The organism is Ralstonia chuxiongensis (assembly GCF_024158925.1).
In the GTDB taxonomy this organism is placed as follows: domain Bacteria; phylum Pseudomonadota; class Gammaproteobacteria; order Burkholderiales; family Burkholderiaceae; genus Ralstonia; species Ralstonia chuxiongensis.
Genome location: NZ_JAMYWC010000010.1, coordinates 76,655 through 98,284 on the forward strand (window position 1 = coordinate 76,655; position 21,630 = coordinate 98,284).

General features: G+C 64.0%; 26 protein-coding genes. 20 read left to right on the forward strand and 6 right to left on the reverse strand.

The features are described from left to right. The first annotated feature begins 11 nt into the window (after nt 1–11). On the forward strand, nt 12–755 hold the full coding sequence (locus NKG59_RS24770; protein ID WP_045206524.1) for an ABC transporter ATP-binding protein: 744 nt from the start codon (nt 12–14) through the stop codon (nt 753–755). A gap of 18 nt (nt 756–773) precedes the next feature. On the opposite strand, the gene NKG59_RS24775 is transcribed toward NKG59_RS24770, so the two are convergent. Both NKG59_RS24775 and NKG59_RS24780 read right to left on the reverse strand, forming a co-directional pair. Then, nucleotides 774–1,094, reverse strand: a complete 321-nt coding sequence (locus NKG59_RS24775; RefSeq protein WP_045206525.1) for a hypothetical protein — start codon at nt 1,092–1,094, stop codon at nt 774–776. Between the two features lie 104 nt (nt 1,095–1,198). Next, complete coding sequence (locus tag NKG59_RS24780) at nt 1,199–1,708, reverse strand: GNAT family N-acetyltransferase (protein WP_253542590.1); 510 nt, start codon at nt 1,706–1,708, stop codon at nt 1,199–1,201. A gap of 165 nt (nt 1,709–1,873) precedes the next feature. Here NKG59_RS24780 and NKG59_RS24785 point away from each other — a divergent pair, with 165 nt between their 5' ends. Both NKG59_RS24785 and NKG59_RS24790 read left to right on the forward strand, forming a co-directional pair. Continuing rightward, nucleotides 1,874–2,746, forward strand: coding sequence for a D-amino-acid transaminase (locus tag NKG59_RS24785; protein WP_253542593.1), 873 nt, complete (start codon nt 1,874–1,876; stop codon nt 2,744–2,746). Between the two features lie 65 nt (nt 2,747–2,811). Beyond that, entirely contained in the window at nt 2,812–3,366 is a 555-nt protein-coding gene (locus tag NKG59_RS24790; protein ID WP_253542597.1) for a surface-adhesin E family protein, read from the forward strand. Between the two features lie 42 nt (nt 3,367–3,408). Here the strand turns inward: NKG59_RS24790 and NKG59_RS24795 are convergent, their stop codons facing one another. The 3 genes from NKG59_RS24795 to NKG59_RS24805 all read right to left on the reverse strand — a co-directional run bounded on the left by NKG59_RS24795 (nt 3,409) and on the right by NKG59_RS24805 (nt 5,760). Next, a complete protein-coding gene (locus NKG59_RS24795) occupies nt 3,409–3,633 on the reverse strand; it encodes a hypothetical protein (protein ID WP_253542611.1) in 225 nt (74 codons plus the stop codon). A 171-nt stretch (nt 3,634–3,804) separates the two neighbouring features. Further along, a complete protein-coding gene (locus NKG59_RS24800; RefSeq protein ID WP_253542614.1) occupies nt 3,805–4,755 on the reverse strand; it encodes an alpha/beta fold hydrolase in 951 nt (316 codons plus the stop codon). 84 nt (nt 4,756–4,839) lie between these two features. Then, nucleotides 4,840–5,760, reverse strand: coding sequence for a LysR family transcriptional regulator (locus tag NKG59_RS24805; protein ID WP_045206535.1), 921 nt, complete (start codon nt 5,758–5,760; stop codon nt 4,840–4,842). Nucleotides 5,761–5,866: 106 nt separating this feature from the next. Between NKG59_RS24805 and NKG59_RS24810 the strand changes: the two genes are divergently transcribed. From NKG59_RS24810 to NKG59_RS24820, 3 genes are all read left to right on the forward strand, one after another. Beyond that, entirely contained in the window at nt 5,867–6,118 is a 252-nt protein-coding gene (locus tag NKG59_RS24810) for a DUF2798 domain-containing protein (RefSeq protein WP_253542616.1), read from the forward strand. 419 nt (nt 6,119–6,537) lie between these two features. Then, nucleotides 6,538–7,005 (forward strand): GNAT family N-acetyltransferase, encoded by a 468-nt coding sequence (locus NKG59_RS24815; RefSeq protein WP_253542704.1) that lies wholly within the window; start codon nt 6,538–6,540, stop codon nt 7,003–7,005. A gap of 143 nt (nt 7,006–7,148) precedes the next feature. After that, complete coding sequence (locus NKG59_RS24820; RefSeq protein ID WP_253542619.1) at nt 7,149–7,625, forward strand: nuclear transport factor 2 family protein; 477 nt, start codon at nt 7,149–7,151, stop codon at nt 7,623–7,625. Nucleotides 7,626–7,674: 49 nt separating this feature from the next. Here the strand turns inward: NKG59_RS24820 and NKG59_RS24825 are convergent, their stop codons facing one another. After that, nucleotides 7,675–8,076, reverse strand: coding sequence for a helix-turn-helix domain-containing protein (locus tag NKG59_RS24825; protein WP_253542622.1), 402 nt, complete (start codon nt 8,074–8,076; stop codon nt 7,675–7,677). Nucleotides 8,077–8,165: 89 nt separating this feature from the next. Between NKG59_RS24825 and NKG59_RS24830 the strand changes: the two genes are divergently transcribed. The 14 genes from NKG59_RS24830 (at nt 8,166) to NKG59_RS24895 (ending at nt 21,578) form a co-directional block, all read left to right on the forward strand. Beyond that, a complete protein-coding gene (locus tag NKG59_RS24830; protein ID WP_253542626.1) occupies nt 8,166–8,732 on the forward strand; it encodes a TetR/AcrR family transcriptional regulator in 567 nt (188 codons plus the stop codon). A gap of 182 nt (nt 8,733–8,914) precedes the next feature. Beyond that, complete coding sequence (locus NKG59_RS24835) at nt 8,915–9,220, forward strand: recombinase-like helix-turn-helix domain-containing protein (protein ID WP_253542629.1); 306 nt, start codon at nt 8,915–8,917, stop codon at nt 9,218–9,220. 79 nt (nt 9,221–9,299) lie between these two features. After that, nucleotides 9,300–10,367 (forward strand): aromatic ring-hydroxylating oxygenase subunit alpha, encoded by a 1,068-nt coding sequence (locus tag NKG59_RS24840; RefSeq protein ID WP_253542632.1) that lies wholly within the window; start codon nt 9,300–9,302, stop codon nt 10,365–10,367. Then, the gene (locus tag NKG59_RS24845; protein WP_253542635.1) at nt 10,360–11,133 is read left to right on the forward strand and encodes an SDR family oxidoreductase; all 774 of its coding nucleotides are present in this window, start codon (nt 10,360–10,362) and stop codon (nt 11,131–11,133) included. The genes NKG59_RS24840 and NKG59_RS24845 overlap by 8 nt, the downstream gene beginning before the upstream one ends. Before the next feature lie 32 nt (nt 11,134–11,165). Continuing rightward, complete coding sequence (locus NKG59_RS24850; RefSeq protein WP_253542638.1) at nt 11,166–11,702, forward strand: cupin domain-containing protein; 537 nt, start codon at nt 11,166–11,168, stop codon at nt 11,700–11,702. 4 nt (nt 11,703–11,706) lie between these two features. Next, nucleotides 11,707–12,609 carry an alpha/beta fold hydrolase gene (locus tag NKG59_RS24855; RefSeq protein WP_253542641.1) on the forward strand — a complete coding sequence of 301 codons (903 nt, stop codon included), beginning with the start codon at nt 11,707–11,709 and terminating at the stop codon, nt 12,607–12,609. Between the two features lie 12 nt (nt 12,610–12,621). Next, a complete protein-coding gene (locus NKG59_RS24860; protein WP_045206558.1) occupies nt 12,622–13,449 on the forward strand; it encodes an IclR family transcriptional regulator in 828 nt (275 codons plus the stop codon). A gap of 2 nt (nt 13,450–13,451) precedes the next feature. Next, entirely contained in the window at nt 13,452–14,255 is an 804-nt protein-coding gene (locus NKG59_RS24865; RefSeq protein WP_253542644.1) for an SDR family oxidoreductase, read from the forward strand. Further along, nucleotides 14,248–15,975 (forward strand): thiamine pyrophosphate-binding protein, encoded by a 1,728-nt coding sequence (locus NKG59_RS24870; RefSeq protein ID WP_253542647.1) that lies wholly within the window; start codon nt 14,248–14,250, stop codon nt 15,973–15,975. Before NKG59_RS24865 ends, NKG59_RS24870 begins: the two co-directional genes overlap by 8 nt. 32 nt (nt 15,976–16,007) lie before the next feature. Continuing rightward, entirely contained in the window at nt 16,008–16,811 is an 804-nt protein-coding gene (locus tag NKG59_RS24875; protein WP_253542650.1) for an aspartate dehydrogenase, read from the forward strand. 16 nt (nt 16,812–16,827) lie between these two features. After that, complete coding sequence (locus NKG59_RS24880) at nt 16,828–18,330, forward strand: aldehyde dehydrogenase (RefSeq protein ID WP_253542653.1); 1,503 nt, start codon at nt 16,828–16,830, stop codon at nt 18,328–18,330. Nucleotides 18,331–18,366: 36 nt separating this feature from the next. Then, on the forward strand, nt 18,367–19,329 hold the full coding sequence (locus NKG59_RS24885; RefSeq protein WP_253542656.1) for a VOC family protein: 963 nt from the start codon (nt 18,367–18,369) through the stop codon (nt 19,327–19,329). Between the two features lie 21 nt (nt 19,330–19,350). Further along, nucleotides 19,351–20,301: a PDR/VanB family oxidoreductase gene (locus tag NKG59_RS24890; protein WP_253542659.1), complete on the forward strand. Its 951-nt coding sequence runs from the start codon at nt 19,351–19,353 to the stop codon at nt 20,299–20,301. A gap of 176 nt (nt 20,302–20,477) precedes the next feature. After that, complete coding sequence (locus NKG59_RS24895; protein ID WP_024979213.1) at nt 20,478–21,578, forward strand: porin; 1,101 nt, start codon at nt 20,478–20,480, stop codon at nt 21,576–21,578. The last annotated feature ends 52 nt before the right edge of the window (nt 21,579–21,630 follow it).

The following is a 21,630-nucleotide window of genomic DNA, read 5'->3' on the forward strand; positions in this document are numbered from 1 at the left end:
GGAGAACGCGCATGTCTGTCATCCTGGAAGTGAAGGACTTGCACGTCCGCTACGGCAAGGTGGAGGCGCTGCATGGCGCCAACCTGAAGGTGGGAGCGGGCCAGATCGTGACCGTCATCGGCCCGAACGGCGCGGGCAAATCGACGATGCTCGGCGCCATCATGGGTGCGCTGCCGACCACCGGTTCGGCCAGTGGCGTGGTCTCGTACCTCGGGCACAACCTGACCGGTCTGCCGGTGGAAAAGCGCGTGGCACGTGGCATGTGCCTTGTGCCGGAAAAGCGCGAGCTGTTTGCCACCATGAGCGTGGAAGACAACCTCGTGCTTGGCGCTTACCGGCGCAAGCGGGCGGGCGAGCGCAACTATCTAGACCAGATGGAAGTGGTGTACGACCTGTTCCCGCGCCTGAAAGAGCGTCGTGTGCAGGAAGCCGGCACGCTCTCCGGCGGCGAGCGCCAGATGCTTGCGGTGGGCCGCGCGTTGATGGCCAAGCCCCAGTTGCTGATGCTGGATGAGCCGAGCCTTGGCCTCGCACCGCTCATCGTCAAAGAAATCTTCCACATCATCAGCGACCTGCGCAAAACCGGCGTGGCAACGTTGCTGATCGAGCAGAACGCACGCGCCGCGCTGCAGGTGGCCGACTACGGTTACGTGCTGGAAACGGGCGACATGACGCTCGAAGGCCCGGCGCAGGAGTTGGCCGTCAACCCGCGCGTGATCGAAACCTACCTGGGACTGGCGAAGAAGGCCGCCTGAGCGCGGCCGTGTGCGGGATCAATCGTCGTCGTCGTGACGATGGTGCCTGCGCCATTCACGCTCACGCCAGCGTTGCTCGCGCCATTGGCGTTCCTGCCATTCGCGGCCGCGGCCATCGTCGTAGTAGCCAGGCGCAACGATGACCGGCTGCGGCGCGTAGTAGGCCGGCGGCGGGGGCGGTGCGTACACGGGAGCGGGGGCATAGACCGGCGCCGGTTCGACATAAACGGGTGCGACAGGCACGCCGATTCCAATATCGACATTGACGCGGGCCAGAGCCGCCTGCGACGACAGCGCCGCAGCGGTTGCCAGCACGAACAGCGCGAAGTTCTTATGCATGTGGGAATTCCTCAAGACGTCGCACTGTAGTTGAACGGGGCGCGCGCAGTCTTACAGAAGATATACGGATGTTGCAAATTGTAACGGAGTGACGCGGTGGCCGCTCACGGCAATGTGCGTTCCATCAATTTGGCGTCTTCTCCGTAGATGGCGCGCAGGGTTGCCGCCGCTGCACTATCCATGTCGATGGATTGATAACCAAGGCGGCGCCAGAAGCCATCCGCGCCTTGCACCGCCACCAGCCGGGATCGGCCCAGGCCTTGTGACTGGGCGCTGGTGCATGCCATGGCGTAAAGCCGCTCGCCCAAACGCTGGCCGCGGCCCCCGGGTGCGATGGCCATGTCGTGCACGAACCAGAGAACATCGGCAGCATCCGTGTCGGGCAGCGGTACGTGCAATTTGGGCGGCGTCCATGCGTGCCACGCATGCGAGAGCAGGTACCCGACCACTTCGGAACCACGCAGTGCGACCAGGCACATGGCCGGGCTGCGCGCCCAGCGGCTGGCGAGCGCATCGCCCGGTTCCAGAAACCCGTCGCCGTAGCACGCCTGCTGTACGGCCAGGATGCCGGGCAGGTCGTCTGCAACGATCGGGCGGATGGCGAGTTCGGACATGGGCGCGCGATGGGCCGAAAAACGGCAGAGTTTACCGGACGTGTCCCGCCCATCATGCTGTTTTCGCATAACGTGAGCGCACATCGGTATTCGCGGCATGGCGAACGTATCCTGTAGATTCGTTGGCAGGGCAGTCCCGCCCGCGCCTGAATTCCTTCTCCCAGCATGTCCCGAATCATCTTCCTGAACGGCCAATACGTGCCAGCCGCCGAAGCCACCGTCTCCGTCATGGATCGTGGCTTCACCTTTGCCGATGGCATTTATGAAGTGACCGCCGTGGCGCGCGGCAAGCTCGTCGACAACGACGCGCACCTCGCCCGCCTGACCCGCTCGCTGTCCGAGATCGGCATCGACAACCCGTACACAGCCGCCGAATGGACGCACGTGTGCGAAGAGCTGGTGGCACGCAACGGGCTGGAGGAGGGCGTGGTCTACATGCAGGTCACGCGCGGCGTGGCCGAGCGCGATTTCGGCATCCCGGCAGACATCACGCCGACGGCCGTGGCGTTCACGCAGGTCAAGTCCATCGTCGACAGCCCGCTGGCGAAGAAGGGCGCAACCGTGGTGACGGTGCCCGACCTGCGCTGGAAGCGTTGCGACATCAAAAGCGTGGGCCTGTTGCCGCAGGTGATGGCCAAGCAGATCGCCGCCCGCGCCGGCGCGCACGAAGCCTGGATGACCGATGGCGACCGCGTGACCGAAGGCGCGTCGTCGACCGCATTCATCATCACCGCAGATAAGCGATTGATTACGCGTCCGCTGTCGAACGCCGTGCTGCCGGGCATCACGCGCGTGTCGATCCTGGCGCTGGCGCGCGAACACGGCCTGACGCTGGAGGAACGCACCTTCACCGTGGCCGAAGCCCAGCAAGCCGCCGAAGCGTTCTACACGAGCGCGTCGACGTTCGTGATGCCGGTGGTGTCCATCGACGGCGTGCAGATCGGCAACGGCCAGCCGGGCCCGCTCACGCAGGCACTGCGCACGCTGTATCTGCGCTTTGCCGGTGTGGACATTGCCGAGCCCGTTGGCCAGATGTGATGTAAGCGGTAGCGCCATCGCGGTAGAATCGCCCGCTAAGTTTTTGTAGCAAGGCGAGATATCCCATGAAAACAGGAGGCTGGCGCTGGCAAAGCGCCATCGCGGCGACCGCTCTGGTTGCCGCACAGTGGGCAGCGATGCCCGTATCCGCACAAACCGTGTCTGCGTCGGCGGCTGTGCCGACAGCGTCCGCGCAAGCCGTGACGGGCGGTGCGGCACCCGTGCCTGAATCGGCCAGCACCGATTCCCGCTGGCGCCGGTTCGAGAGCATCAACGGCATCGTTTCGTATATCGACCGGCAATCGGTCAAGCCAGAGCCAAGCGCTGAGGCGGATGCCGACTCGCATACCGTGCACTTCCGGCTGCTGCGCAACGTGCTGCCAGACTTCACGATCAAAACGGCCGATGGGCAGCCGATCCGCTCATCGGTCAAGCAGGTGGTGCTCGATTGCGCGCGACACAGCTACACGGTGATTGCGCAAACGCTGTATCGCGCGCGCAATGCCAGCGGCAAGCCGCTTTACCAGATCCACTACGGCGACGAGGCGCAAAGCCGCTCGCTGCGCGAAGGCAGCGTGTTCGAATGGATTGCCGGCCGCTTTTGCGGGGCAGGCCGCTAACGCCGTGGTCAGCAAGGGCGGCGTCAATGCCGCCCGGCGCGGTCAGATCGGCGCTGCTTCCCGGCTGTCGCTTCCGCTTTCGCTTTCTTCGCGGCCTCGTGCGTAAGGCTGCCGCTCCTGCTCAAGCTCCGGGTATCGGCGTGAAGCGAAGCCCATGGCGGCTTCGTACGAGCCAAACTGGTTGGATTCGGCGGCCACACCGTCGTTGACCAGGATTGCGTACCACTTCCCGTAGAGCGGGCCGTACACCACGACCTTGCTTTTCATTGTCTTGTCCCTGTTTCTTGTATCGATGGCCGGCCACGCGGTTTGCGCGAAGCGGCGGCTCGAGCCGTCCGGGCGCCAGGTCATGGCGCGCCGTCAGCGTTGTGGCGGACGATGATTACAGTGTGTTACACGCACGTCAACGTTTGCGTTGGGCGCAATGCTCTAGTTGCGTCAGATCGTTGCCAGCGTGCCGGCCACGCGGGCCTGCCGCAATTCGGCGGGCTCGTGGCCGGATTCGACATAGTCGGCAAAGCGGCGGATGCAGTCCGCAACCCAGTCGGGGCGACGCAAGGGCAGCCAGTGGCCGGCGTCGACCTCGTGGCGCCAGTAGTGCGGCACCCAGGCCTCTACAGCGCGCGTAACGGCGGGGCTGACGTAGCGATCTCGCGTTGGCACGATCAGTTGCACGGGCGCATGCGGCGCACGCGCCTGCGGGCGGGCGAGGCGGTCCCGAAAATTTGCACGATACATGCGCACGCCGTTGCAGGCATCGCGCACAAGCGTCGGCCGCTGGGCCTCGATGCGAATGCCTTCCGTCTTGTGCAGCCACCACGGCCAGGCGCGCGCCACCCATAGCCGCCACGACCATTCGGGCACCAGCGGCAGGTGGAAATAACCCACGTACCACGACTGCAGCCGCTGCTTCCATACCTCGCGCTTGGCCGTCCATGTGCCGGCATCGAGCTGCGTGCGCATCCAGTGGCCGACGTGGTCCAGGCATGGGCCTGAGATCGACGTGTACGACGCGATGCGCCCGCGCAGCCGGTCGGTCGTTACCGATTCCCAGCTATGGATGGAGCCCCAGTCGTGCCCGACCAGATGGAAGCGCTCGCCGGGCAGCAGCGCATCGGCCACGGCGGCAAGGTCGTCGACAAATTGGGGGATGCGGTAACCGGTGGTATCTGCGGGGGCGTCCGACAGCCCGGCACCGCGCACGTCGAAGGTGAGCACGCGGCGATCGCGCGCCAGGGTATCGCGCACGCCGTGCCAGACAGAGCTGTCGTCCGGATAGCCATGCACGAGAACCACGGCGGGGCGGTGCCGCGCGGAACCGTCGGCGGGCTGTGTCATGCGGGCATGCAAGCGAATATTGCCGGAGCGCACCACGTGGCTGCTGTGCATCGGGTCTCCAGTGAAAATGGCGGGTGGAATCTCTGCAGCCTACGGGGTGAACAGGCGACGCTACAACGCGTGTTTTTACCCGTTTCAAGCAGCGTGTGAAGCACTCGGCGCGGCGTCCGTCTGCAGCAATGGAGTGGCCGCGGCGAAGGCCGCCAGATGCTCCAGCAACGTACGCACCTTGCGTGGCAACTGCTGCTGCGGCCACACCGCGTAGATGGGGCGTTGCGGTGTGCGCCATTCCGGCAGCAGGCGCACCAGCCGGCCTGCCTCCAGCGCCTGATGGCAGAGCGTGCGTGGACAGTACAGCAGGCCAAGGCCCGTTTCCGCCAGCGTCACGCCCAATTCGATGTCGTTCAGGTCGCAGCGACCTTGAGGCTGCATTTCGATGGTTTCCGCGCCATCGGGTGAGGTGAAGCGCCATGCCGAGAGTGGCGACGACACCAACAACCGATGCTGCTGCAGTTCATCTGGATGTGTCGGCGCGCCATGCTCGGCCACATAGGCGGGCGACGCCACCAGCACCATCCCAATGACGCCCAGCCGGCGCTGCCGCAGCTTCGGGTCGTCCTGCTGGCCGACGCGGATGGCAAGATCGGCGCCATGCCGCCACACGTCTTCATTGCGGTTGCTGAGCGACAACTCCAGGCGGATCTCCGGCCACGTCGCCATGAAGCTGGCATACGCGGGTGCGAGCAGCCCGCGCGATAGGTTCAATGGCGCAAGCACGCGCAGGGTGCCCTTCACCTGGTTGAGGTCGTCGTCGAGCGTGGCCGTGGTTTGCGCAAGCGCGGTCAGCAGCGGGCGGCATTGCTCATAGTAAAGCTGGCCTTCCGGCGTCGGTTTCAGGCTGCGGGCGCTGCGCAGCAGAAGCTGGCAACCCAGCGCTGTCTCGAGCTTCTGCAGACGCCGTGTCAGCGTGGCGGGCGGCAGGCTGGCGTGACGGGCGGCGGCTTGCAGGCTGCCGTGGTCCACGATGGAAACAAAGAGAGCCAAGTCGTCGAGCATGATTCCATTTTCGGAATTTAAGTTTCAATAAACGTCTATAGTTTCTTGAAACGCGGTTGTCTAGCATACCGTCAATCACATTTGATGGCTTGCAAGGAGAACCGCCATGTCGATGCCCGTTTCCACTCCCACACGTCTTCGTGTCATTTTTGCCTGGCTGATGTCCGGCCTGATGTCGTTGTTGATGACGGGCTGGATCGGCTGGATCAACGCCGGTATCAGCCCTGACTTTCTCGCCCGCTGGGCGCATGCCTTCGTGCTGGCCTGGCCGGCTGCCTTCACCATCGTGCTGATTGCCGCGCCGACGGTGCAGCGGCTGACGCAGCGTCTGGTGTTGCCCAGTCCCGTGCAACCCTGAAAAGAAAACAGCCCACCGGGAGGACGGTGGGCCGCAAGGTTGACAGCAGGAAAGACCGATTGAAACGGACGCCGGACTGACATCCCGTTGGGTCCGGCGATATGGCTGGTACAACATCCGACCCTTATCGTGGTGACGCTGATGTGCGTGGAGATCGCACTGCCCGATACCGGGTCGTGACCGGACCATGGAGCGCACTTTAGTGGGTCGAGGCTTTCGGCAAACTTTCTTCCAGCAACGACTTGTCTCCGGACAATCCCTAGGGTCGGGGCGCTGCACACGCGCTGCTGGCGTCGCGCCACATGGCAGCCGGGGAGGGGGCACGGAAGCACAAGCTAAGCCAAACGGTAGGAAAGCCGGCTGCACGCATGGCGCCCGGCTGGCAGAATGCGCGAGCGTTGCCACCCATTCAGCCAACCATGCCCGCACCTTCCGACCTCCTGATTCGTCCCATCCACCAAGACGACTTCACTGTCTGGAAACCCCTCTGGGATGGCTACAACGCCTTTTACGGTCGCACGGGAAAAACAGCCTTGCCCGACATCGTCACGCAGACCACATGGCAGCGTTTTTTCGATGAGGCCGAGCCGGTCTATGCCATGGTTGCCGAGCGGGAGGGCGCATTGCTCGGCATCGTGCATTTCCTATTCCACCGCAGTACCACGCAGGTGCAGATGAACTGCTATCTGCAAGACCTTTTCACCGCCGAAGCTGCACGCGGGCAGGGCGTCGGTCGTGCGCTCATCAAGGCGGTCTATGGCCGCGCCGCAGAGGCGGGCTTGCCGCGCGTCTATTGGCAGACCCACGAAACAAACACCACGGCGATGAAGCTTTACGACACCGTGGCTGAGAAATCCGGCTTCGTTGTTTATCGCAAATTTCTGTAGGCCTGCGGTGCGGGAATCGTGCGTTCACGAAAGACCCCGTGCATTCCTGGTATCGGCGTGGCAGTCGGTCGGGCAGAGTGAGGGCGTGCTGCTGCGTCGTCAGCGCGGCAGCCTCCACTATTGCCACTGCAAAGGAGTTGCCGATGTCTGCCAATGAGATCCGCCCGCCGGTTCCGCCGTTCACCCTCGAATCTGCCACCGAAAAGGTGCGTCTGGCCGAAGACGGCTGGAACAGCCGCAACCCAGGGCGCGTCGCGCTCGCCTACACGCCGGATAGCCAGTGGCGCAACCGCGCCGAGTTCGTCAATGGGCGCGAACAGATTGTCGAGTTCCTCACGCGCAAGTGGCGCAAGGAACTCGACTACCGGCTGATCAAGGAACTTTGGGCGTTTGGCGGCAACCGCATCGCCGTGCGCTTTGCGTATGAGTGGCACGATGATTCCGGCAACTGGTTCCGCTCATACGGCAATGAGAATTGGGAATTCGACGCACACGGCGTGATGCAGCGCCGTTATGCCTGCATCAATGACCTGCCGATCAAGGCGGATGAGCGCAAGTTCTTCTGGCCGCTTGGGCGTCGCCCGGATGATCACCCCGGGTTGTCTGCGCTGGGTTTGTGACGCTGATTGATTAAAGAAAACCGCCCGGTTTCGGCCGGGCGCTTTGCATTCAGCCATGCAGTTGATCTAGCGCGCGTCGTCGCCAGGTCGACGGGCTATCGCCCGCGAGCCGCTTGAATACCGTCGAGAAATGCGCCTGGCTCTGAAAGCCAACCTCCAGCGCGATCTCAACCACCGAGGCATCTATTCGCGTCAGCAAGACCTTGGCGCGCTCGATGCGCCGATGCAAAAGATACGCGTGCGGGCGCACGCCCGTAGCGGCGCGGAACTGAGCAGCAAAGTGCATGCGCGTAAGGCCCGTCGCCCGTGCAACGTCTTCCAGCCGCACCGGGCGGCTGAGATTCTCTTCGATATAAGTCGTGGCCAGCCGCAGGCGCCACAGCGGCAGCGGCGAGAGCGCCGCTCGAGCAGGGCGGCATTCATCAGGAGTGGTGGGAAAAACGGAAGTCACGGTTTTATGAGACAGGTCTGTCTACATCATTGAGTAGACAGGTCTGTCTGTCAAGGCCATACTGAAACATTGCCTTCACGTTCATCAACATGGCCAAGACTGCCGAAACCCTCTCCGCCCGCGATCGCATCATGGAAACCGCCGAGCGGCTGTTCCTGCAGGAAGGTTTTCGTGCCACCGGCATCGACCGAATCATCGCCGAGTCTGGTGTGGCGAAGATGTCGCTGTACCGGCATTTCCCGTCAAAGAGCGATTTGATCGCGGCCTTCCTGGATGCACGGCACGAACGGTGGATGGCGTGGTTTCGTGAGGCGACGGAAGCGCGCCTTGCCAGGCGTGCTGACCTCGACGTGCTGGCGGACGTGTTGGCCACCTGGTTCGACACCGAAACGTATCGAGGTTGCGCGTTCATCAACCTCGTTGCCGAATCCGGTACGGAAACCGGTGATGCGCAGTTGGTGGAAAAGGCCGTTTTGCATAAGGCCGAGCTGGCGGCTTATCTGGCGGAGTTGGCGAAGCGTCTCGGCTATCCGCGCCCGAAGGCCATCGCCGAAGAAGCGCTGCTGTGCGTGGAGGGGATGATCGTGCGCTACCAGATGACCGGGGGGCGCTCGGTTGTCGATGCAGGCCGACGTCTGTTAGCGCGCCTGCGCTGAAGGGCGCCCCAGGCTTTTGGTTGGCTGTCTGACCAGCGTGTGACGCTGGCTTTCCTTTTTAAAACCATAGGGTAATCCCGCATCTGCGATTTCGAAGACGCGGTCTATAGTTGCACCTGTGTTCCAGATATTAACAGACGTTTCATAGGTAAAACAAGCGAAACGTGATGGAGTCGACAGAAATGCAACCGCAATACAACCCAGACCTCGCTCCGTGGGAGCCGATTTCTCCGAACAACGTCGCTGGCAAGGGCCGTGTCGAGCGCCCGGGTCACGTCGCCAATCTGGTGTGGCAAACGCGCGCGACTGAGCCGACAGCCTATGAGAACCAGTTGGCCGATTCGCTGGAAGCGGCATTCCTGGGTGGCGCACAAACGCCGGCCGACATCGTGGCCGTACTGAACGAGCGCGGCCCGCGCAATGCCGCCGGCGGCGAGACCTGGACGGAAGACACGTTCCTGGCCGAGATGCGCCGCCTGGGCGCCTGAGCCGGGCTGGCTCCAACACGATTCGACGCCGCATCGCCCGCAGAGGCGCCCGGCTCAACCCCATCAGAAGAGGCAAGCAATGGAAGGCAACAAGGAAGCGCAGAAGGAAGCGCGCATCAACACCGGTCTGCGCAACTACTGGTATCCGGTGGCGGCGTCGTGGAATGTGAAGAATGCGCCGGTCGGCATTACGCGCCTGAGTCAGAACATCGTGCTGTGGCGTGATACCGCTGGCCAGGTGCATGCGCTGGAAGACCGCTGCCCGCACCGCGGCGCGCGCCTGTCGATGGGCTGGAACCTGGGCGACCACGTGGCTTGCTGGTACCACGGCGTTGAGGTGAACGGCCGGGGTACGGTGACGAGCGTGCCCGCCGTTGATGCGTGCCCCATGGAAGGCAAGACCTGCGTGCGCAGCTATCCGGTGCAGGAACGTGCCGGCGCCATCTTCCTGTGGTTTGGCGACAAGGCTCCGTCCGAGTTCGACGACGCTGTCGGCACGCTGCGCTTGCCTGAAGAGCTGACCAGCGACGAGCACAGCCACTTCCTCTGCTTCGCGCATTGGAACGTCAACTACCGCTATGCCATCGACAACGTCATGGACCCGATGCACGGTGCATACCTGCACGCCGTGTCGCACTCGATGGCCAGCGGCGAGAAGAAGGCCGTGATGGAAGTGGTGGAAACCGATCACGGGATCATGTTCCAGAAAACCGGCCAGCGCGGCGTGAACTTCGATTGGACGGAGTTTGGCGAGACCGGCACGATGTGGCTGCGCCTGTCGATTCCGTATCAACCGAAGGTTGGCCCTGGAGGCCCGTTCACCATCATCGGCATCGTGACGCCGGTGGATGAAGAACACTGCATCGTCTACTTCTGGCGCACGCGCCACGTGCAGGGCTGGCAGCGCGACGTGTGGCGCTTCCTGTATCGCAACCGCCTGGAAGGTCTGCACTGGGATGTGCTGGAGCAGGACCGCGTGGTGCTTGAATCGATGGCCCCCGAGGCGCGCGATCACGAGACGCTATACCAGCACGACATTGGCATCACGCGTATCCGCCGCGTGCTGGCACGCCGCGCTGCCGCCGAATTGGCCGATACGCCGGTCGCCATGCTCAAGCCCGTTCCCACGGAAGCCCAACATGCCTGAGCGCCATCCAACTGCCGGGCTGCTGGCTGGCCGCAAGGTGCTCGTCACGGGCGCTGCGCGCGGACTGGGTCTGGCGTTTGCCAAGGCGATTGCCGGAGCCGGTGGCGCGGTTGCCCTGGCCGACATTCTTGGCGAGCGCGTGCAGGAAGAGGCCACAGCACTGCGTGCGGCGGGCTTCGACGCACATGGATTTGTGCTTGATCTTGGCGATCCGGCTTCCATTCAGGCGTGCGCTGCGGCAGCTGTGCAAGCTCTGGGCGGGCTCGATGGTCTCGTCAACAACGCGGCCATCACCAACTCGGGCGGGCGCGACGCATCGTCGATCGACGTTGACACCTGGGATCGCGTGATGAACGTCAACGTGCGCGGCACGTGGCTGATGACGACAGCCTGCCTGCCTGCACTCAAGGCATCGGGCCGAGGCGCGATCGTCAACTTGTCGTCGGACACACCGCTGTGGGGCGCGCCGAATCTGTTGGCTTACGTGGCCAGCAAGAGCGCTGTCATCGGCATGACCAAGTCATTGGCGCGCGAATGCGGCGCCGACGGTATCACCGTCAACGCCATCGCGCCGGGTCTGACGCTGGTAGAAGCCACCGAATACGTGCCGGCACACCGCCATGCCCTGTACCGCGACCAACGCGCGATCTCGCGCGATCAGGTGCCCGACGACGTGTGCGGCGCTGTGCTGTTCGCGCTGTCCGATCTTTCCCGATTCGTGACGGGCCAGACGCTGGCCGTCAACGGCGGTTTTGTCATGCAGTAATGCATCCACACTCCATTCAGAAGAGGTATTCGATGAGCGATCTCTCCGAACAACAGCAAGTGCAACGCACGTGGGACCGCCCGGAAGGCGCGTCGTTTGAGGACTGGATGAACAGCCGCGTGGCGCGTTTCTCCACCCGCCGCTACGACTGGGATGCCCTCAAGTTCCAGGCCGACTACGACCCGAAATACCGCCGTGCGCAAATGCGCTACCTCGGCACGGGCGGCACGGGCGTGGCGGCCGACACCAACACCGTGCCGGCGGAGCACTTCACGTTTTCGACCATGGTCATTCCGGCCGGTCACGAGGGGCCGTCGCACCTCCACACCGATGTGGAGGAGGTGTTCTTCGTCATTCGCGGCAAGCTCAAGCTTGTGCTGGAGAAGGACGGCGAACGCTACGAGACCATCCTCACCGATCGCGACCTCGTTTCGGTGCCGCCCGGCGTGTACCGCGAAGAAATCAACATCGGCGATGAAGATGCGCTGATGTGCGTGATGCTGGGTGCCAAGAAACCGATCACGCCGACGTACCCGCCCGAGCATCCGCTCGCCAAGATCAAGCGTTGATGCCATGAGCGTGCAGGCTGTCATGTCCTCCCATCCGTTCCGTGTTGCCGACGCGCTTGCCGCGCTGGGCGGCGACTTCGCCGAACACACCGTCGCGATCAATGTGCGCGGCGATCGCATCGGCTATCGGCAATGGGGCGAGAGCGGGCCGGTGGTGGTGCTGTTGCACGGCATCAGCTCCAGCGCCGCGTCATGGCTGCCTTGTGCCCAGGTTCTTTCGCAAACCATGCGCGTGCTGGCATGGGATGCACCGGGCTACGGCAATTCCACGCTGCTTGAACAGGCCACGCCGCGCGCCGCCGACTATGCGGTGCAGTTGCGGGCATGGCTGGCTGCGCTGCATGCGACACCCGATGTGATCGTGGGTCATTCGTTGGGTGCGTTGATGGCATCAGCGTATGTGGCCGACGCGCCAACGACGATGCAGCCGAAGCACCTGCTGCTGCTGAACCCCGCGCAGGGCTACGGCCAGCCGGGGCAGGAAGACAAGTCGCTGGCCGTGCAAGCGCAGCGTCTTGCAACGCTGGACCAGCTCGGCATCGACGGCATGGCGGAGTCGCGCCACGCGCACCTGCTGCGCCCGAATGCCACCGACGAAGAGCGCGCCTGGGTGCGCTGGAACATGAAGCGCCTCAACGATGGCGGTTACCGCCAGGCCGTGGCGATGCTCAGCGGCGACGACATCAGCGCCTATCTGAGCAAGCGCCCCGCATCGACGCCGGCACAAGTCGCTTGTGGCGATGTGGATGGCATCACGCCGCCGCAGGGCTGCGAAGCGCTGGCCAAGACGTTTGGTCTGCCGTTTGCACTTGTGCCGTCTGCGGGGCACGCCTCCTATATCGATGCGCCTGACGCTGTCGCAGGCTTGGTCGAACAAGCCGTTCTCTCCCAATCTCAAAACGCCTAAGCGCCAAGACGTATGAGCAACGACCTCATTCCAGAAGACGTGCAGGAGAAGTACATCGTGCCGGGCCTCGAACGCGGCCTGCGCCTCCTGTGCGAATTTAGCCACAAAGACCGCGTCCTTTCGGCGCCGGAGCTGGCACGCCGGCTGAAGGTGCCGCGTTCGACGGTATTTCGCCTGCTGACGACGCTCGAAGTGATGGGCTTCATCGAGCGCGTGGACGGCGGTCGCGATTTCCGTCTCGGCATGGCGGTGCTGCGCCTGGGCTTTGAGTATCTCGCCTCGCTGGAATTGACCGAGTTGGGCCGTCCGCTGCTTGATCGCCTGCGCGACGACATTCACTATCCGTGCAACCTCGTCGTGCGAGATGGCCGCTCGATCGTCTACGTGGCGAAGTCGGTCGCTCCCACGCCGTTCACCAGCTCGGTGAATGTGGGCACGCGCCTGCCGGCACATGCCACGGTGCTGGGTCGTGTGCTGCTGGCAGACCTGTCGCTGGCGGAATTGCGTCAGCTTTATCCGGAGCCCCAGCTGGAGGTGTTCTCCGCCAACACGCCGCGCACGGTGGAAGAGCTGTTCGAGATGGTCCAGCGCGACCGCGAACACGGCTACGTGCTGCAGGAAGGCTTCTTCGAAGCGAACATCTCGACGATTGCTGCGCCGGTGCTGGACCGCGCAGGCAAGGTGGTGGCGGCGCTCGGCACGACCATTCCGTCGCCGCGCATTGAGCCCGCACAACTCGATCTGATGATCGACAAGGTGCGCGCCGCTGCTGGCGAGCTGTCTTACCTGCTGGACTACCGCCCCGTCAGCGGCAAGGTCGTCAACCTGTTCCGGGAATGACCATGCCGATGATCGATCTGACCGGCAAGACCGCTGTCGTGACCGGAGGCTCCTCCGGCATCGGCCTGGCCACCGTTGAACTGCTGCTGGAAGCCGGCGCCGCCGTGGCGCTGTGCGGCCGCAACGCCGAACGTCTTGCGCAAGCCGAAAAAGGCCTGCGCAGCCGCTTCCCCAACGCCAGGCTGTTTGCCGCAACGTGCGACGTGCTCGACGCCGCTCAGACGGCTGCGTTTGCCGGTGCCGTGGAGCAGGCGCTCGGCCCCGTCGACATGCTGGTCAACAACGCCGGCCAGGGCCGCGTCTCGACGTTTGCCGATACCGACGATGCCGCGTGGACGCAGGAGCTGCATCTCAAGTTCTTCTCCGTGATTCATCCCACGCGCGCTTTCATGCCGCAACTGGAGCGCTCGGAGCACGGCGCGATCGTCTGCGTGAATTCGCTGCTGGCGCAGCAGCCCGAGCCGCATATGGTGGCTACCTCGGCCGCGCGTGCGGGTGTGCTCAACCTGGTGCGCTCGATGGCGACTGAATTTGCACCGAAGGGCGTGCGCGTCAACGGCATCCTGATCGGGCTGGTGGAGTCCGGCCAATGGCGCCGCCGCTTCGAGGCACGCCCCGAAGAAGATCGCCATCTCGACTGGGCCGCTTGGACGCGCCGCCTGGCCGCACAAAAACATATTCCCCTTGGACGTCTGGGCCTGCCGGAAGAAGCAGCCCGCGCCATTCTGTTCCTTGCCTCGCCGTTGTCTTCGTACACCACGGGCAGCCACATCGATATCTCCGGAGGACACTCCCGTCATGCTTAATAGACAACAACAGGAACCACAACTGGTCACGGTGGGCCACGCGATTGCGGCTTTCCTGGAGGCCTGCGAGGTCAAGGCGGCCTTTGGCGTCATCTCGATCCACAACATGCCTATCCTCGATGCGATGGGTGAGCGCGGCAAGATCCGCTTCATCATGGCGCGCGGTGAAGCCGGCGGCGCCAACATGGCCGACGCCTATGCCCGTACTACAGGCAGCCTGGGCGTTTGCCTGACCAGCACAGGTACTGCTGCCGGCAATGCGGCAGGTGCCATGGTTGAAGCACTGACCGCAGGCACGCCGTTGCTGCACATCACGGGCCAGATCGAAACGCCGTACCTGGATCAAAGCCTCGCGTACATCCACGAAGCGCCGGACCAGCTCACGATGCTCAAAGCCGTTTCCAAGGCGGCCTTCCGCGTGCGCAGTGCCGACACCGCCATCAGCACGATGAAGCTGGCTGTGCAGACCGCGCTCACGGCCCCGGCCGGCCCGGTGAGCGTGGAGATTCCCATCGATATTCAAGCCGCGCTGATCCCGATGCCGGACGATCTGCGCCCGCTGCAGGTGCCGCAGCATGTGCCGTCGGCCCACGCGCTGGACGAACTCGCTGAGCGCCTGTCGCGCGCACGCCGTCCGATGCTGTGGCTGGGCGGTGGCGCCCGCCACGCTGCGAAGCAGGTCAAGCGCCTGATGGATCTGGGCTTTGGCGTGGTTACTAGCACGCAGGGCCGCGGCATCGTGCCAGAGGATGATCCTCGCTCGCTGGGCGCGTTCAACCTGCACAAGCCGGTCGAAGCGTTCTACCAGACGTGCGACGCAATGGTCGTGGTTGGCTCGCGCCTGCGCGGCAACGAAACGCTCAAGTACGAACTGAAGCTGCCGCGTCCGCTGTACCGCATTGATGCAGATGCGTCGGCAGAAGGCCGTTGCTACGCCAGCGACTATTTCGTGTGCGGCGATTCGGCCCTCGCGCTGGAAGGCCTGGCGGATCGACTGGAAAAGAAGATGCAGATCGATGCGGCATTCGCCGCCGACCTGCGCGCCGCACACGAGACGGCGGTGCGCGGCTTGATCGATGGCCTCGGGCCGTACGCAAAGCTGGTGGATGCGTTGCAAGCCGCAGTTGGCCGCGAGTTCAACTGGGTGCGCGATGTGACCGTGTCGAACAGCACGTGGGGCAATCGTCAGCTGCGTATTTTTGATTCGCGTGCTGGCGTGCATGCGCTGGGTGGCGGCATCGGCCAAGGTCTGGCCATGGGCATTGGCGCGGCCATCGGTTCGGCAGCCACTGGATCGGGCAAGACCACGTTCTGTCTGGCCGGTGATGGCGGCTTCATCCTGAACCTGGGTGAGCTGGCGACCGCTGTGCAGGAGCGCGCCAACCTCGTCATCGTGCTGATGAACGACAAGGGCTATGGCGTCATCAAGAACATCCAGGACGCGCAGTACGGCGGCCGCCGCCACTACGTGGATCTGCACACGCCGGACTACGCGACACTCGCGCAGTCGCTGCAGTTGCGCCATCGCCGCGTATCGGATCTGGCCGACGTGGGCAGCGCGTTGACCGAAGCCACCAGCGGCGAAGGGCCGTTCCTGATGGAGATCGACATGCTCTCCATTGGCAGCTTCAAGACCATCTTTGCAGGCCCGCCCGTCAATCAGCAGGCCAAGGATGGCCAGGGCGAACGCGCCGCCGAGCGTACGACGGTGGTGGCGTGAACCTGCGATCGAGCCAATTCAAGGAGCCGGACATGCTGCATGTATCGATGGTCGGGTGCGGAGCGATCGGGCAGGGCGTTCTGGAATTGCTCAAGAGCGATCCGGATGTCTGCTTTGACGCCGTGATCGTGCCCGAGCACGCGATGGACAAGGCGCGCGAGGCCATCGCACCGTTCGCGCCGAATGCGCGTGTCACGACGCATCTGTCGGCCGACGCGCATCCTGATCTGCTGGTCGAATGCGCTGGCCACGACGCGCTGGAAGAGCATGTGTTGCCGGCGTTGGAGCAGGGCATTGATTGCCTGGTGGTATCGGTGGGCGCGCTGTCCGAACCGGGTGTGGCCGAACGGCTGGAGGCAGCGGCACGGCGTGGCAACGCGCAGGTGCAGTTGCTGTCGGGCGCCATTGGCGCTATCGATGCACTGGCCGCCGCGCGTGTCGGCGGGCTGGATGCCGTGACCTACACCGGCCGCAAGCCGCCGCGCGCCTGGAAGGACACGCCGGCCGAGCAGCAGTTTGACCTCGACGCGCTGCGCGAGCCGACCGTGATCTTCGAAGGCAACGCCCGCGAAGCTGCACGCCTGTTCCCGAAGAATGCCAACGTGGCTGCCACGTTGTCGTTGGCGGGCTTGGGGCTGGAGCACACGCACGTCAAGCTGCTGGCCGATCCGACGGTGGACGAGAACATCCATCACGTTGAGGCTCGCGGCGCCTTTGGCGGCTTCGAGCTGACGATGCGCGGCAAGCCGCTCGCGGCCAACCCCAAGACTTCTGCGCTGACGGTGTTCAGCGTGGTGCGTGCGCTGGGCAACCGCGCGCACGCCGTTTCGATTTAAGCGAGGCCATTGCGCCATGACTGTCTCTACCCTTAACGCAACCGCAACGTCCTTGCTGCCCATCTGCATCGCAGGCGAATGGCGCCTTGGCACTGGCGAGCGCTATGTCACGCGCTATCCGGCCACGGGCGAGGTGGTGGCTGAACTCAACGCTGCCAGCGTCGCCGATGTGGAAGAGGCTGTGGCTGGTGCCTACCGCGCCTTCCTCTCCAGCGGCTGGGCGCAGCGCAAGCCACACGAGCGCGCCGTGGTTCTGTACCGCGTAGCCGAGCTGATCCGCTCGCGCAGCGAAGCGCTGGCCCAACGCCAGCGCCTGGACAACGGTAAGCCGATCAACGAGACGCGAGCCCTGGTGGCAAGCGCTGCGGCCACGTTCCAGTTCTTCGGTGCCGCATGCGAGACGCTGGAGGAATCGCTCACGCCTGCGCGTGGCGATTGCCTGACGATGAGCGTGCATGAGCCCATGGGCGTGGTGGCGGCCATCACGCCATGGAATTCGCCAATTGCCAGCGAAGCGCAAAAGATGGCGCCCGCGCTGGCTGCAGGCAACGCCGTCGTCGTCAAACCGGCCGAAGTCACGCCGCTGATGGCGCTGGAACTCGCCGCCATTTGCGAAGAGGCGGGCGTGCCCAAGGGCATGATCAGCGTGCTGCCCGGCAAGGGCTCCGTCATTGGCGATGCGATCACGAAGCATCCGCTGGTGCGTCGCGTGTCATTCACGGGCGGCACGAACACCGGCCGCCATATCGCGCACATTGCAGCCGACAAGATGATGCCGGTGTCGCTCGAACTCGGCGGCAAGTCGCCGACGATGGTGTTTGAGGATGCTGATCTCGACCACGCGGTCAATGGCGTGCTGTACGGCATTTTCAGCTCGTCGGGCGAGTCATGCATCGCTGGTTCGCGCCTCTTTGTGGCGCGTTCGCTATACGAGCCGTTCATGGATCGCCTGGCCGCTGCCGCAGCACGCCTGCGTGTCGGCAATCCGGCCGATGAATCCACGCAGATGGGCCCGCTGATCACCGATCGCCATCGCGAGACGATTGAGTCGTACGTGGCGATGGGCGTGCAAGAGGGCGGCCATCTGCGCACGGGCGGCTTGCGCCCGGAGATCTCCGGCTGTGAATCGGGCTACTTCTACACGCCGACCATCATCGAAGGCCTTACCAACAGCGCACGCATTTGCCAGGAAGAGATCTTCGGCCCCGTGCTCGTTGCCATGCCGTTCGACGATGAAGACGAACTCATCGAACAAGCCAACGACAGCGTGTACGCGCTGGCCGCCGGCATCTGGACGCGCGATTACAAGCGCGCGTGGCGGATCGGCCGCGCGGTGCAGGCCGGCAACGTGTGGATCAACACGTACAAGCAGTTCTCGATTTCGACGCCGTTTGGCGGCTGGCGCGACAGTGGCCTGGGCCGCGAGAAGGGCCGCCTCGGCATCCTGCAGTACATGGAGCAGAAGAGCCTCTACTGGGGCCTGAACGAACAACCGCTGGCCTGGGCCAACGCCAACTGAAGCTCGAAGCAACCGCCCGGACCACAGGAGATGAAGATGAACACGATTCGAGGCATCGACGAAATCGTCTACGGTGCCGACGACCTCGCCGTCTGCAAACAGTTTTTCCTGGATTGGGGCCTAGCCCTGCAATCGGAAGACGCCAGCGGCCTGCTGTTCGAAACGCTCAACGGCTGCCGCGTGCGCGTCAAGCGCACCGACGATGCCTCGCTGCCCCCCGCCATGGAAGCCGGCCCGACGCTGCGCGAAGTGATCTGGGGCGCCGATTCGCAAGCAGTGCTCGACCGCCTGGTCGACAAGCTGGCCGATCAGCCAGGCTATGTCCACGCCGACGGCCGCGTTGGTTGCACCGACCCGAACGGCCTGGCAGTGCGTGCGCAATTGACCACCAAGCGCGATATCGACGTGCAATGCGCTGAGATGAACACGTGGACGGACAAACCGCGCCGCAATCAACCCAGCCCGATCTACGAACGTGCCACGCCCATTGAAGTGGGTCACGTGGTCTTCTTCGTGAAGGACGTGGCGGCCACCGAGCGCTTCTATATCGACAAGCTCGGCTTTGTACCGTCCGACCACTATCCGGGTCGGGGCGCGTTCCTGCGCTGCGAGCCGGAAGGCGGTCACCATGACCTGTTCCTGCTGCAAACGCCGCAGGCCAAGAGCGGGCTCAACCACGTCGCTTTTACCGTGCGCGACATCCATGAAGTGTTCGGCGGTGGCATGCATGTGTCGCGCTGTGGATGGGACACGCAACTGGGCCCGGGACGTCATCCGATTTCGTCGGCGTACTTCTGGTACTTCAAGAACCCTGCCGGCGGCCTGATCGAGTATTACGCCGATGAAGACCAGCTCGACGCGGACTGGCAGCCGCGCGATTTCGAACCCGGTCCGACCGTGTTTGCCGAATGGGCCATTGACGGTGGCATTGACGGCAACACACGTCGGCAGAAAAACGTCGTCGGCCCGGAAGGCAAGTTCCTGACGGAAAAGCGCTGAAACGTTGCAGAGAGAAGTGCTATGAATTCCCCCCTCAACCTGCGCGTGCATGCCATGCGCTACGAAGCCCAAGGCATCGTGAGCGTGGAGCTGCGCGATGTCGACGGCAAGACCTTGCCCGAGTACGCACCCGGTGCGCATATCGAACTGCATCTTGGCAACGGGCTGGTTCGCAGCTATTCGCTATGCGGTGCGCCGGAGGTGCGTGACCGCTACGTGGTCGGCGTGCTGCTCGACCGCAACAGCCGCGGCGGCTCGCGCTATGTGCACGAGCAGTTGCGCGTGGGCTCGACGCTCAAGATCGGCGGCCCGCGCAATCACTTCGAGCTGGACGAAACCGCGCCCCGCACGGTGCTGGTCGCGGGTGGCATTGGGGTGACGCCCATCGTCTGCATGGCGCGCCGTCTGGCCGAGCAAGGCAAGACGTTCTCGATGCTGTACTGCGCGCGCTCGCGTGCCGAAGCTGCCTTTGCCGAAGAGTTGGCCACGCATGGCGATGCGGTGCGCTTCCACTTGGATGCGGAAGCAGGCGGCCCGCCCGACCTGAAAGCGCTGCTCGATGGACATCCGGCCGATACGCATTTCTATTGTTGCGGCCCCGGGCCGATGCTGCGGGCTTTCGAGGCCGCTTGTGAAGCACTCGGCTATACCAACGTCCATATCGAACGCTTTGCGGCAGATCCCGGTGTGGAGTCGGTGCAGGAAGGGGAGTACCAAGTCAAGCTCGCGCGCAACGGCGCTGAACTGTGCGTACCGGCAGGCAAGTCGCTGCTCGACGCGCTGCTCGAGATTGGCGTCGAGGTGGAACATAGCTGCAAGGAAGGCGTGTGCGGCTCGTGCGAAACGCGCGTGCTGGAAGGCGAGCCCGACCACCGTGACAGCGTGCTCTCCAAGAGCGAGCGTGCGTCGAACCAAACGATGATGGTTTGCGTATCCGGCTGCAAGGGCAAGCGCCTGGTGATTGATCTGTAAGCGCAGGATGGTTTAGGCGCCGGCCTGACCAGCCGCGCCCTCTTTTTTTGCGCCCTGTTTTTCTTTTAAACGACGTTTCGCATACGAAACAAAGCAAGAACCACAACCAGCTCGTCCACCAAGACGGCGATAACAACTGGCGGGGCGGACACCTTGTCCAGTGGAGGAAACAGCAAATGAAGACAACCTTGTTCGCCATTGCGGCGATGAGCCTGGCTGGCACGGCGGCGGCCCAGAGCAACGTGACGCTGTACGGCAGCATTGATGAAGGCGTGGCCTACATCAATAGCCTCAAGAGCGGCGCCGCCAGCGGCTCGGCCTTGCGCATGGACCCCGGCACCATGCAGCCGGACCGCTTCGGCCTGCGCGGCTCGGAAGATCTGGGCGGTGGTACGCAGGCCATCTTCCAGCTGGAGTCGGGTTTTCTGGGTGACACCGGCAACAGCGTGGTCGCCGGAAAGCTGTTCAACCGGGCGGCGTGGGTGGGCCTCACCAACGATCGCCTGGGCAACATCCAACTCGGCCACCAGGCGGACTTCATGTTCGATTACCTCGGCCGCCTGAGTAACGGCTTCCAGCTCACCAACTTCTACCTGTTCCATCCGGGCAACTTCGACAACCTGGCCAACCAGTTCCAGATCGACAACGCTGTGCGCTACGTATCGCCGATCTTCGGCGGGCTGCAGCTGGGCGGCATGTATGGTTTTGGCGAGGTACCGGGTTCGCCGTCGAAGAGCCGCAGCTACAGCCTGGGTGCGTACTACACCAACGGCGGTTTCCGTGCGGCTGCGGCTTACACGGCATCGAATGACCGCGCGCTGGACATCGCGGGCCGCCTGGGAATCACGAACACGCTGGGCACGACGCTGGTGCCGGGCGTGATGACGCCGATGAGTTCGGTCAAGTCGTTTGGTACCGGCGCGCTGTATCAGTTCAGCAGCCTGCCGGTCCAGATCAACGCCGTCTACACGCAAACGCGCATCACGCTGGGCGGTGCCAATGCCCGCGCGCAGAACGTCGACCTCGGCACCGCGTGGCATTACAGCGCCGCCAACACGCTCAATGTGGGCTATACCTTCAGCAAGTACGAGGGTGCCCGCTGGAACCAGTTCAGCCTGGGCAACGTGTATGCGTTCTCCAAGCGCACGCAGGTGTACGTTCAGGGTACCTACCAGCGCGCCGCTGGCGATGCGAAGTCCGCTGCCATCAACGGCGTCGGTGTGGCGGCGCAGCGCAACCAGCTCGTTGTCAGCACCGGCGTGCATCACTCGTTCTGACGTCCTGACCCAACGCGCGCCGCTGGGCAGCGACCCAGTGGCGCATCAACTT

Bases quoted from the DNA above. Each gene is read 5' to 3' on its own strand.
- NKG59_RS24840 (WP_253542632.1), top strand. From the start codon at position 9,300: ATGGAAGGCAACAAGGAAGCGCAGAAGGAAGCGCGCATCAACACCGGT.
- NKG59_RS24895 (WP_024979213.1), top strand. From the start codon at position 20,478: ATGAAGACAACCTTGTTCGCCATTGCGGCGATGAGCCTGGCTGGCACG.
- NKG59_RS24770 (WP_045206524.1), top strand. From the start codon at position 12: ATGTCTGTCATCCTGGAAGTGAAGGACTTGCACGTCCGCTACGGCAAG.
- NKG59_RS24850 (WP_253542638.1), top strand. From the start codon at position 11,166: ATGAGCGATCTCTCCGAACAACAGCAAGTGCAACGCACGTGGGACCGC.
- NKG59_RS24815 (WP_253542704.1), top strand. From the start codon at position 6,538: ATGCCCGCACCTTCCGACCTCCTGATTCGTCCCATCCACCAAGACGAC.
- NKG59_RS24810 (WP_253542616.1), top strand. From the start codon at position 5,867: ATGTCGATGCCCGTTTCCACTCCCACACGTCTTCGTGTCATTTTTGCC.
- NKG59_RS24855 (WP_253542641.1), top strand. From the start codon at position 11,707: ATGAGCGTGCAGGCTGTCATGTCCTCCCATCCGTTCCGTGTTGCCGAC.
- NKG59_RS24795 (WP_253542611.1), bottom strand. From the start codon at position 3,633: ATGAAAAGCAAGGTCGTGGTGTACGGCCCGCTCTACGGGAAGTGGTAC.
- NKG59_RS24820 (WP_253542619.1), top strand. From the start codon at position 7,149: ATGTCTGCCAATGAGATCCGCCCGCCGGTTCCGCCGTTCACCCTCGAA.
- NKG59_RS24775 (WP_045206525.1), bottom strand. From the start codon at position 1,094: ATGCATAAGAACTTCGCGCTGTTCGTGCTGGCAACCGCTGCGGCGCTG.
- NKG59_RS24830 (WP_253542626.1), top strand. From the start codon at position 8,166: ATGGCCAAGACTGCCGAAACCCTCTCCGCCCGCGATCGCATCATGGAA.
- NKG59_RS24875 (WP_253542650.1), top strand. From the start codon at position 16,008: ATGCTGCATGTATCGATGGTCGGGTGCGGAGCGATCGGGCAGGGCGTT.
- NKG59_RS24890 (WP_253542659.1), top strand. From the start codon at position 19,351: ATGAATTCCCCCCTCAACCTGCGCGTGCATGCCATGCGCTACGAAGCC.
- NKG59_RS24780 (WP_253542590.1), bottom strand. From the start codon at position 1,708: ATGTCCGAACTCGCCATCCGCCCGATCGTTGCAGACGACCTGCCCGGC.
- NKG59_RS24865 (WP_253542644.1), top strand. From the start codon at position 13,452: ATGCCGATGATCGATCTGACCGGCAAGACCGCTGTCGTGACCGGAGGC.
- NKG59_RS24800 (WP_253542614.1), bottom strand. From the start codon at position 4,755: ATGCACAGCAGCCACGTGGTGCGCTCCGGCAATATTCGCTTGCATGCC.
- NKG59_RS24835 (WP_253542629.1), top strand. From the start codon at position 8,915: ATGCAACCGCAATACAACCCAGACCTCGCTCCGTGGGAGCCGATTTCT.
- NKG59_RS24845 (WP_253542635.1), top strand. From the start codon at position 10,360: ATGCCTGAGCGCCATCCAACTGCCGGGCTGCTGGCTGGCCGCAAGGTG.
- NKG59_RS24785 (WP_253542593.1), top strand. From the start codon at position 1,874: ATGTCCCGAATCATCTTCCTGAACGGCCAATACGTGCCAGCCGCCGAA.
- NKG59_RS24860 (WP_045206558.1), top strand. From the start codon at position 12,622: ATGAGCAACGACCTCATTCCAGAAGACGTGCAGGAGAAGTACATCGTG.
- NKG59_RS24805 (WP_045206535.1), bottom strand. From the start codon at position 5,760: ATGCTCGACGACTTGGCTCTCTTTGTTTCCATCGTGGACCACGGCAGC.
- NKG59_RS24870 (WP_253542647.1), top strand. From the start codon at position 14,248: ATGCTTAATAGACAACAACAGGAACCACAACTGGTCACGGTGGGCCAC.
- NKG59_RS24885 (WP_253542656.1), top strand. From the start codon at position 18,367: ATGAACACGATTCGAGGCATCGACGAAATCGTCTACGGTGCCGACGAC.
- NKG59_RS24790 (WP_253542597.1), top strand. From the start codon at position 2,812: ATGAAAACAGGAGGCTGGCGCTGGCAAAGCGCCATCGCGGCGACCGCT.
- NKG59_RS24880 (WP_253542653.1), top strand. From the start codon at position 16,828: ATGACTGTCTCTACCCTTAACGCAACCGCAACGTCCTTGCTGCCCATC.